The organism is Clavibacter lycopersici (assembly GCF_003576405.1).
Taxonomy (GTDB): Bacteria; Actinomycetota; Actinomycetes; order Actinomycetales; family Microbacteriaceae; genus Clavibacter; species Clavibacter lycopersici.
In genome coordinates this window covers 1-9,374 of record NZ_QWGT01000103.1, presented here as the reverse complement: position 1 = coordinate 9,374, position 9,374 = coordinate 1, and the positions used below count along the sequence as shown (strand labels likewise).

Annotated in this window: 11 protein-coding genes; 8 read left to right on the top strand and 3 right to left on the bottom strand. The window is 73.7% G+C overall.

Annotation, left to right across the window (positions count from 1 at the left end; all coding sequences use genetic code 11):
• Positions 1-312 precede the first annotated feature (312 nt).
• Both DZG00_RS08515 and DZG00_RS08510 read left to right on the top strand, forming a co-directional pair.
• The gene (locus tag DZG00_RS08515) at positions 313-987 is read left to right on the top strand and encodes a DUF308 domain-containing protein (protein ID WP_233549154.1); all 675 of its coding nucleotides are present in this window, start codon (positions 313-315) and stop codon (positions 985-987) included.
• 2 nt (positions 988-989) lie between these two features.
• Positions 990-1,259, top strand: a complete 270-nt coding sequence (locus DZG00_RS08510; RefSeq protein ID WP_119382855.1) for a hypothetical protein — start codon at positions 990-992, stop codon at positions 1,257-1,259.
• A 99-nt stretch (positions 1,260-1,358) separates the two neighbouring features.
• Here DZG00_RS08510 and purB read toward each other — a convergent pair whose 3' ends face one another.
• Positions 1,359-2,741, bottom strand: a complete 1,383-nt coding sequence (gene purB / locus DZG00_RS08505) for an adenylosuccinate lyase (protein ID WP_119382854.1) — start codon at positions 2,739-2,741, stop codon at positions 1,359-1,361.
• A gap of 13 nt (positions 2,742-2,754) precedes the next feature.
• A complete protein-coding gene (locus DZG00_RS17580) occupies positions 2,755-3,045 on the bottom strand; it encodes an arsenate reductase/protein-tyrosine-phosphatase family protein (RefSeq protein WP_255414034.1) in 291 nt (96 codons plus the stop codon).
• A 367-nt stretch (positions 3,046-3,412) separates the two neighbouring features.
• Between DZG00_RS17580 and DZG00_RS08495 the strand changes: the two genes are divergently transcribed.
• Positions 3,413-3,739, top strand: coding sequence for a hypothetical protein (locus DZG00_RS08495; protein WP_119455531.1), 327 nt, complete (start codon positions 3,413-3,415; stop codon positions 3,737-3,739).
• Positions 3,736-5,091, top strand: coding sequence for a hypothetical protein (locus DZG00_RS08490; RefSeq protein WP_119382340.1), 1,356 nt, complete (start codon positions 3,736-3,738; stop codon positions 5,089-5,091). Before DZG00_RS08495 ends, DZG00_RS08490 begins: the two co-directional genes overlap by 4 nt.
• Positions 5,092-5,099: 8 nt before the next feature.
• Here DZG00_RS08490 and DZG00_RS08485 read toward each other — a convergent pair whose 3' ends face one another.
• Positions 5,100-5,495, bottom strand: a complete 396-nt coding sequence (locus DZG00_RS08485; RefSeq protein ID WP_119382339.1) for a phage holin family protein — start codon at positions 5,493-5,495, stop codon at positions 5,100-5,102.
• 70 nt (positions 5,496-5,565) lie between these two features.
• On the opposite strand from DZG00_RS08485, the gene DZG00_RS08480 reads away from it, so the two are divergent.
• The 4 genes from DZG00_RS08480 to DZG00_RS08465 all read left to right on the top strand — a co-directional run.
• Entirely contained in the window at positions 5,566-6,681 is a 1,116-nt protein-coding gene (locus DZG00_RS08480; RefSeq protein ID WP_119382338.1) for a pyridoxal phosphate-dependent aminotransferase, read from the top strand.
• Positions 6,682-6,690: 9 nt separating this feature from the next.
• A complete protein-coding gene (locus DZG00_RS08475) occupies positions 6,691-7,803 on the top strand; it encodes a thiamine pyrophosphate-dependent dehydrogenase E1 component subunit alpha (protein ID WP_119382337.1) in 1,113 nt (370 codons plus the stop codon).
• 92 nt (positions 7,804-7,895) lie between these two features.
• Positions 7,896-8,861 (top strand): alpha-ketoacid dehydrogenase subunit beta, encoded by a 966-nt coding sequence (locus tag DZG00_RS08470; protein WP_119382342.1) that lies wholly within the window; start codon positions 7,896-7,898, stop codon positions 8,859-8,861.
• Between the two features lie 56 nt (positions 8,862-8,917).
• Positions 8,918-9,374 (top strand): biotin/lipoyl-containing protein (locus tag DZG00_RS08465; RefSeq protein ID WP_304650934.1); only part of this gene is annotated, 457 nt, incomplete at its 3' end.

Sequence of the window (9,374 nt, the reverse complement as noted above, 5' to 3'; positions counted from 1 at the left end):
GGCGGATGCGGCGCGCGGTCGGGCTGTGGGGCTGCGGCACGGACGCGCCGCGGGACGGGCGGACCCGGCCCGCGGATCCGGGCCGACGACGCCCCGGAACCCGTGCCTCAGAACGCCCGGTTCGCGTAGACGATCCCGCAGGCCACGCCCACGGCGCAGACGACCGCGAGCCCGACGACCGCACCGGCCGCCGCGGCGACCAGACGGGGGAGGGGACTCGTCACGCACCGAGCCTAGGCCAGCTCGACGGGGCCGTCATCGCGGGCTGCGGCCGAGCATCCGCCCAGGAACCCACCGAGTAGGCTGGCCCGGATGGAGAGAGAGGCTGCCGTGTCCGAGGACGAGCTGACGTTCCGGGCGGCGTACTGGCCCGTGCTCCTCCTGCGCGCACTGCCCGCGCTCGCGCTCGCCGCGTTCATCACCTTCTCCAGCGACCACTCGCCGGCCCTCGGCCTCGTGGCGTTCGGCGTCTTCGCGATCCTCTCCGGCGCCATCACGGCCGGCCTCGGCGCGCGCGCCCTCCGCGGTCCCGCTGCGCGCCTCCGCACGAGCGCGATCACGCAGGGCGCGCTCACCGTGGTGGCCGGCGTCGCGGCGCTGCTCGCCCGCGACGGCGGCGTGCTCGTCCTCCTCTACGTCGTCAGCGTCTGGGCGGTCGTCACCGGCTTCCTCGAGCTCGTCGCCGGCCTGCGCTCGCGCGGCCGCGTGCCCGGCGCCAGCGACGCGATCACCACCGGCGCGCTCACCGTCGTCCTCGCCGTCGCCTTCCTCCTCGTGCCGCCGGACCTCGTCGTCCAGTACGGCGGGGTCGAGCAGCGCGAGGGCCAGCTCACCGCGCCCGTCGTGGCCGTCGGCCTGCTGGGCGCCTACGCGGCGATCGTCGGGGTCTTCCTGGTCATCGCCGCCCTGAGCATGAAATGGGGCACATCCACCCCCACCGCGACCTCCGCGGCGGACGCCCCCCGGACCACCGAGAGCGCGAACTGACCGTGACTTCCAACATCCGCAAGGACCGCATGCGCCCCGCCGAGCTGCTCGGCATCGCCGCGGCGCTCGCCGCGTTCGTCGGCGTCATCGTGGCGCTCAGCACCCGGCCCGCCGACGGCCAGGGCTGGACGGTCGTGATCGTCTTCACGGGCGTCGCCTTCATCGGCGCCCTCGTGATGCTGGCCATGCTCGCGCTTTCGTTCAAGCCGAACCGCGATGAACTCCAGGACATGGACGAGCAGGACCACCCGGACCGGCCGACCCGGCACTGAGCCGCCTGCGTCCGCTCCGGTCGACGCCGTCCGGGCCGATGGGCTCCGCTGAGCGGTCCCGGGACCCTCGCATCATGACGGGGATCCCGATGCCCGACCTCAGAGGATGTGGTCGACCAGCTGCGACGCCAGCCCCGCGTACCCGGCGGGCGTGAGCTCCAGCAGCCGCGCCTTCGCCTCGTCCCCGATGTCGAGGCCGGAGACGAACGCGCGCATCTCGTCGCGGCCGACGCGCTTGCCGCGCGTGAGCTCCTTGAGCACCGCGTACGGGTCGCTGATGGAGCTGCGCCCCGCCACGATCTCCGCCCGGATGACCGTCTGGATGGCCTCGCCGAGGATCTCCCAGTTGGCGTCGAGGTCGGAGGCCAGCAGCGCTCGGTCGACGTCGATCTCGAGGAGGCCGCGCCCGATGTTGTCGAGGGCCAGGAGCGAGTGCCCGAGCGCGACGCCGACGTTGCGCTGCGTCGTGGAGTCCGTGAGGTCGCGCTGCAGGCGCGACGTGACGAGCGTGGACGCGAGCGAGTCGAGCAGCGCATCCGACAGCTCGAGGTTCGCCTCGGCGTTCTCGAACCGGATGGGGTTGATCTTGTGCGGCATGGTGGACGACCCCGTGGCGCCGGCCTGCGGGATCTGCCGGAAGTAGCCCATGGAGATGTAGGTCCACACGTCCGTGCAGAGGTTGTGCAGCACCCGGTTCACGTGCGCGATGCGCGTGTAGAGCTCCGCCTGCCAGTCGTGCGACTCGATCTGCGTGGTGAGCGGGTTCCACACGAGGCCCAGCCCCGTGACGAACGCGCGCGACTCGGCGGGCCAGTCGACGTCGGCGTCGGCGGCGAGGTGGGCCGCGAACGTGCCCGTGGCGCCGCTGAACTTGCCCAGCACCTCGACGTCCTCCACGTCGGCCCGCAACCGCTCGAGCCGGTGCACGAACACCGCGAGCTCCTTGCCGAGGGTCGTGGGGGTCGCGGGCTGCCCGTGCGTGCGCGACAGCATCGCGTCGTCGCGGAAGAGGAGGGCCCGCTCGCGCAGCGCGCCGATGACGGAGACCAGCTTCGGCAGCCACACCTCGCGCACGGCCCGGTCGATGACGAGCGCGTAGGAGAGGTTGTTGATGTCCTCGCTCGTGCACGCGAAGTGCGTGAGCTCGGCGACGTGCCCGAGGCCGAGCTCCGCCAGGCGGTCGCGCACGAAGTACTCGACGGCCTTGACGTCGTGCCGGGTGACGGCCTCGACCCGGGCGAGCGCGTCGATCTGCTCCTGCCCGAAGCCCGCGACGACCTCGCGCAGCGCCGCCTTCTGCGCGTCCGTGAAGGGCGACGTGGAGAGGAGCGAGCGGTCGGTGAGGTGGATGAGCCACTCGATCTCGACGTGGATGCGCGCCCGGTTGAGGCCCGCCTCCGAGAGGTGCTCGCCGAGCTCGGTGACGACGGGGGCGTAGCGGCCGTCGAGGGGGCTCAGCACCTGCGGGGGCAACGGGCTCATGCGGGGGGATCTCCTAGCTGGGGGGACGGATGCCGGGCTCGACCTGCGCGAGGAGGGCCCGGGCGGCTCGATCTATCATCCCAAGAACCCGGTCGAACATCGCCGCGTCCGTGTAGTAGGGGTCGGGCACGTCCCGCAGGTGCGCCTGTGGAGGATCGAACGACAGCAGCAGGTGGATCTTCGCCCGGTCCGCCTCCGTCCGGGCCCACTGGCGCAGCGTCCGCTCCTGGCCGCGGTCGAACACGACGACCAGGTCGAGCTCGGGGAGCGTGTCCGGGTCGAACTGCTGGCGCGGTGCGCGGATCCCGACAGGCCGCGCCGCTCGAGCGCGTCCAGGGTGCGCGCGTCGGCCTGCTCGCCCACGTGCCAGTCGCCCGTCCCGGCGCTCGTCACGGAGACGCGGTCGGCGTGCCCGGCGCGTCGCACCAGGTCCCGGAAGACCACCTCCGCCATGGGGGAGCGGCAGATGTTGCCGGTGCAGACGAAGGCGATCCGGAAGACGGGGGGAGCCGTCGGGGCCGGAGAGTCGGGGGCTCCCATGCGCTCATTCTGTCGGCTGCGGTCCCTCCCCACACCCCCGCGAGGCATCCCCGTCCCCCGGATGCGGCGTCCGGCGTCGGTCCGTTCCCGCCTCGGCGCACGATGCGGGCCGAGGGAGAGGACGGGGCAGGATGCGGGAGCAGGCGGGCGGATGGGGCGCGGGCGACGGGGATCCGCGCGGCGCGGCGGGGCGGGAGGGCGGCAGCACGCCCGGGCAGCTGCGCGCCGAGGCGCTGTCGCGCGCGCATGCGCTCGCGGTCCTCGTCGGAGCGGTGACGGAGACGCACCGTGACATCGCATCGTGCCGTGACGACCCCTCGTGGTCCGGCCGCGCGCACGACGCGTTCTCACGTGCCCTCGACGACCTCGCGGACCGGGTGGCGCTCGCCGCGACGCTGCTCCACGACGCTCATCCCGCGCCGCGATCCGCGCCCGGCTGCTCCGGAGGTCGCTCGTGACGGACGACGCGTCCGCGGGCCTCACCGTCACCGTGGGAGGCGGCACCGCGGTCGCGACGGACGACCTCATCCGCATCGCCGCACGGCTCGACGACGCGGGCGGGCACCTGGACGACCACGCCCGGGCGCTCGCGCTGCCACCCCTGGTGTCCTCGGTCACGGGCGAGCACGACACCGGCCTCGACGCGCCGCGGACCCTCCTGGCCTCCGCGGCCCACGATGCGCGGGCGCTCGCCGTCGACCTGCGTCGCGCCGCCGCCGAGTACGCGGACGGGGAGCGCGACGTCGACCGCTGCGTGCGATCCGCGTCGGGCGACGGGGCACGGGATGCGGCCGGCTCGGGCTGGGGAGGCCTCGGCGAGGAGGTCGTCCGCAGGTCGGCCGACGGGCTCCGGCTGGCGGGTCTCCTCGGCATCCTCGCCCTCCATCCGGACGGGAGCAGCCGCATCATGCTGCCCGCCGTGATCCGGGACGCGGTCTCGGACATCGCGGCCTCGGCCACGCGCTTCCTGCCGGGCCGCCCCACCGGAGACGACGACGTGCGGGAGACGACCGCGGGGCTCCTCGCCGCGCTGGGTGCCGTCGGCCTCCTCCGCGACCCGTCGGCCACCGTCCACGTGCGTGCCGACGCGGTCCGGCCGGCGCCGTCGAGCCTGGCCGACCTCGCCGACCGGATCCCCGACCCGGTGCCCGGCTCGGCGCAGATGCGGGTGGAGCAGTACCGCGCACCGGACGGGCGCCGCCGCTTCGTCGCCTACCTCGGCGGCATGGTCACCCTGGATCCGCGCACGGGCCGCGAGGACTTCGGTCCCGCATCGGCGGCCGCCGCCCTGGCGACGGAGGGCGGGTCCGCCGTGCACGCGGCCGAGACGGCGCTCCGCGAGGCGGGCGTCACGGCCCACGACGAGGTGTACGTCGTCGGCTACTCGATGGGCGGGATCCTCGCGCGCTCGGTGGGCGACGACCCCGGCTTCCACGTCACCCACGAGCTCACCTTCGGCTCCCCGCTCGGGCAGCTGCCGCTGCGCGGGGGGATCGACGGCGTGGCGGTGGAGCACACGGACGACCCGGTCCCCGCCTTGGGAGGCGTGCGCTCGTCGGCCGGCGACGCGGGCGACGACGTCGTGGTGCGGGCCCCGGCCTTCGGCCCGACGGACCCAGCGGCCCCGCTGGACGCGCACGGGCTCGACACCTACCGGGCGACGGCGACGGAGATGGACGCGTCGCGCTCGCCGAGCCTGGTCGCGGCGCGCGACGGGCTGCATCGCTTCCTCGACGGCGCGACGCCCGTCGCATCCCACCTCTACCGGGCGGAGCGGCGGCCGCCCGGCCCGTCGGGCGGAGGGATGTGAGGCGCGGATCAGGCGCGCGAGGTCACGGGCCGCAGCACGAGCCCCACGAGCCAGCTGAAGAGCGCCATCAGCAGCGCGCCGAGCACGCCCCACCAGAAGCCCTCCACCGTGAGGCCGAAGCCGATGGTGTCGGAGATCCCCGCCACCAGGAGGAACAGCAGGCCGTTGACGATGAGCGCGATGAGCCCGAGCGTGAGGATGTAGAGGGGGAACGCCACGATGCGGATCGCCGTGCCGATCACGCCGTTCACGACGCCGAAGATCGCGCCGAGCAGCAGGTAGGTGAGGACGGTGGCCGTGGTGTCGCCCGGTTCGTAGGCGGTCACGACGGTGCCGGAGACGATGAGCGTGGTGAGCCAGAGCGCGACGGCGTTGACGACCACGCGGACGAGGAATCGGGGCATGATGCGATCCTCCCAGACGGCACCCGGGCTGGCCATGGGGACGGCGGCACCCCGCCCGTAGAATCGCCCGGTGACCCCCGAACCCGCGCCCCTCGACGCCGCCGCCCCCGTCCGGCTCCGTCCCGCCATCGCGGCCATGGTCGCCTACCGTCAGGGCAAGCCCGCGGGCGAGGACGACTTCAAGCTCTCCAGCAACGAGAACCCGTTCGACCCGCTGCCCTCGGTGCTCGCGCGCATCGACCAGGTGCGCGACGTGAACCGCTATCCCGACGCGGGGGCGACCCTGCTGCGCACCGCGCTCGCCGAGCGCTTCGGCGTCACGGTCGACCACGTCCACGCGGGCGCCGGATCCGTGGCGATCCTCTCGCAGCTCATCACGGCGGCGGCGGGCCCCGGCGACGAGGTCGTCCACGCCTGGCGCTCCTTCGAGGCCTACCCCACGCTCATCACGGTCGCGGGCGCCACGGGGGTCCCCGTCCCGAACCTGCCCGACCACTCGCACGACGTCGACGGCATGATCGCCGCGCTCACCGACCGCACGCGCGTCGTCATCGTCTGCACGCCGAACAACCCGACGGGCACGCTCGTCACGGAGGCCGACCTCGAGCGCCTGCTCGCGGCCGTGCCGCGCGACGTGCTCGTGCTCCTCGACGAGGCCTACGGCGAGTTCGTCGGCCCGGAGCATGCCCTCGACGGCATGCGCCTCCTCGCCGACCACCCGAACCTCGTCGTCCTCCGCACCTTCTCCAAGGCGTACGGCCTCGCCGGGCTACGCATCGGCTACGCCGTCGGGCACCCGCGCATCCTCGACGCGGCCCGCTCCGCCGCCATCCCGCTCTCCGTCACGGGCCACGCGCAGCACGCGGCGCTGGCGTCGCTCGAGCACGAGGACGAGCTCCTGGAGCGCGTGGCCGTGCTCGCGCGCGACCGCGACGAGGCCTGGCGCGCGCTCACCGAACAGGGCTGGGCCGTCCCGCGGCCGCACGGCAACTTCGTCTGGCTCGCCACGGGCGCGGAGACCGCCGAGGTGGAGTCGCAGCTCGCGGCCGCCGGGCTCGTGGTCCGCGCGTTCGCGTCCGAGGGGATCCGCGTCACGATCGGCGAGCCCGCCTCTGTCCGGAAGCTACTGAACGCGTCCGCCGAGATTGTCCGGGGGCTGCCGGAGGGCCACCCTGCGCGCCGGTAGGTTGGGACGATGCCGGAAAGCGATGTGACGGTCCAGCTCCTGACCCCCGCGGGCGAGCTCGCACCGAGCGACTCCGCCGAGGAGTTCCTCCCGTACTTCGAGCGACTCACGGAGGACGACCACAGCGGCTTCCTCCGCGACATGCGCCTCACGCGCGCGTTCGACCTCGAGGCCACGAACCTGCAGCGCCAGGGCCACCTCGGCCTCTGGGCGCCGAGCACCGGCCAGGAGGCCGCGCAGGTCGGATCCGGTCGGGCCACCCGCCCGCAGGACCACGTGTTCCCCGCCTACCGCGAGCACGGCGTCGCGCTCATCCGCGGCGTCGACCCGGTCGACATCGTCCGCCTCATGCGCGGCGTCACGCACGGCGGATGGGATCCGGCCGTGGCGAACTTCCACCTCTACACGCTGGTGATCGGCTCGCAGGCGCTGCACGCCACGGGCTACGCGATGGGCGTCGCGTTCGACGGCGACGTCGCGACGGGGGATCCGGATCGCGACACCGCGGTCATCGCCTACTACGGCGACGGCGCCACCAGCCAGGGCGACGTGAGCGAGGCGTTCGTCTTCGCCGCGAGCTTCCAGACCCCGCAGGTCTTCTTCCTCCAGAACAACCACTGGGCGATCTCGGTCCCCGTCTCCACGCAGTCGCGCACGCCGCTCTACCTCCGCTCGCGCGGCTTCGGGGTGCCCAGCACGCAGGTCGACGGCAACGACGTGTTCGCGAGCTACGCGGTCACGGCCAAGCACCTCGACGACGCGCGGAACGGCGGCGGCCCCTCCTTCATCGAGGCGCTCACCTACCGCGTCGGCGCGCACACCTCGAGCGACGACCCCACGAAGTACCGCACGGACGACGAGCTGCAGGGCTGGGTCGCGAAGGACCCCATCGCCCGGCTCGAGGCGTACCTCCGGAACCAGGGCGCGCCGCAGTCGCTCTTCGACGGCATCGACGAGGAGGCCAAGGACCTCGCCGCCGACGTCCGCCGCCGCACCATCGAGCTGACCAGCCCCGCGCTGCCCGGCATCTTCGACCACGTCTACTCGGAGCCGCACCCCGTCACGACGGAGCAGCGCGAGTGGCTCGAGCGCTACGAGGCCTCCCTGGGAGGGAACCGATGACCGACACCATCGACCGCGCGGCCACCCCCGCCGGATCCGGCGACGCCGCGACGACCGGCACGGGCGCCGGCGCGCCCGCCGGCATCGAGAGCATGCCCATGGCGAAGGCGCTCAACGCCGGCCTCCGCCGCGCGCTCGAGGACGACGACAAGGTGCTCCTCATGGGCGAGGACATCGGCCCGCTCGGCGGCGTCTTCCGCATCACCGAGCACCTGCAGCGCGACTTCGGCGACCGCCGCGTCATCGACACCCCGCTCGCCGAGTCGGGCATCGTCGGCACGGCCATCGGCCTCGCGATGCGCGGCTACCGGCCCGTGTGCGAGATCCAGTTCGACGGCTTCATCTACCCGGCCTTCGACCAGATCACGAGCCAGCTCGCCAAGATCACCAACCGGCACGAGGGCGCCGTGCGCATGCCCGTCGTGATCCGCGTGCCGTACGGCGGCCACATCGGCGCCATCGAGCACCACCAGGAGAGCCCCGAGGCGTACTTCGCGCACACCCCCGGCCTCCGCGTCGTGAGCCCGAGCACCCCGCACGACGCCTACTGGATGATCCAGGAGGCCATCCGATCGGACGACCCGGTCATGTTCTTCGAGCCCAAGGCGCGCTACCGCCCGAAGGGCGAGGTCGACCTCTCCGCCCCCGGGATCGGCTTGCACGAGAGCCGCGTCGTGCGCTCCGGCACCGACGTCACGCTCGTCGGCCACGGCGCCATGGTCGCGATGCTGCTGCAGGCGGCCGAGCTCGCCGCCGAGGAGGGGACGAGCGTCGAGGTCGTCGACCTGCGCTCGCTGTCGCCGGTGGACTACGGACCCATCCTCGAGTCGGTGCAGCGCACGGGCCGCCTCGTCGTCGCGCAGGAGGCGCCGGGCCACGTGTCGGTCGGCTCCGAGATCGCTGCGACCGTCACCGAGCGCGCCTTCTACTCGCTCGAGGCGCCGGTGATCCGCGTCTCCGGGTTCGACGCCCCGTTCCCTCCCGCGAAGCTCGAGACGCTGTACCTCCCGGATGCCGACCGCATCCTCGAGGCCGTCGACCGCTCGCTCGCCTACTAGACGCCGCACCCGTCACGACGCCCGCCGCCCGCGCGGCAGAAGAAGAGGACCGCACGATGGCTGATTCCGAGTTCACCCTGCCCGACGTGGGCGAGGGCCTCATCGACGCCGAGATCGTCTCGTGGCGCGTGCAGCCGGGCGACCAGGTGGCGCTGAACCAGGTGATCGTCGAGATCGAGACCGCGAAGTCGCTCGTGGAGCTGCCGAGCCCGTTCGAGGGCACGGTCTCGGGTCTCCTGGTGCAGGAGGGCCAGACGGTCGAGGTGGGCACGCCCATCATCGCGATCGCGCAGGGCTCGCCGAGCGTCTCCGCGCCCGCCGAGACGCCCGCGCAGATGGCGCTTCCCGGGGAGACCGTGATCGAGGACGACACGGCCATCGAGAACCGCGAGCCCGTCGCGGCTCCCGCTCCCGCCGAGGAGACCTCGGGCGCCGTGCTCGTGGGCTACGGCACGGTCGGCAAGGTCGCGAGCCGGCGTCGCCGCGCGGAGCCGGCCGCCGCCGCCCCCGCCG

What these genes read in the sequence shown, in the direction of transcription:
- DZG00_RS08470 (WP_119382342.1), top strand. Translation starts at nt 7,896, where the DNA reads ATGCCCATGGCGAAGGCGCTCAACGCCGGCCTCCGCCGCGCGCTCGAG.
- DZG00_RS08515 (WP_233549154.1), top strand. Translation starts at nt 313, where the DNA reads ATGGAGAGAGAGGCTGCCGTGTCCGAGGACGAGCTGACGTTCCGGGCG.
- DZG00_RS08475 (WP_119382337.1), top strand. Translation starts at nt 6,691, where the DNA reads ATGCCGGAAAGCGATGTGACGGTCCAGCTCCTGACCCCCGCGGGCGAG.
- purB (WP_119382854.1), bottom strand. Translation starts at nt 2,741, where the DNA reads ATGAGCCCGTTGCCCCCGCAGGTGCTGAGCCCCCTCGACGGCCGCTAC.
- DZG00_RS08495 (WP_119455531.1), top strand. Translation starts at nt 3,413, where the DNA reads ATGCGGGAGCAGGCGGGCGGATGGGGCGCGGGCGACGGGGATCCGCGC.
- DZG00_RS08485 (WP_119382339.1), bottom strand. Translation starts at nt 5,495, where the DNA reads ATGCCCCGATTCCTCGTCCGCGTGGTCGTCAACGCCGTCGCGCTCTGG.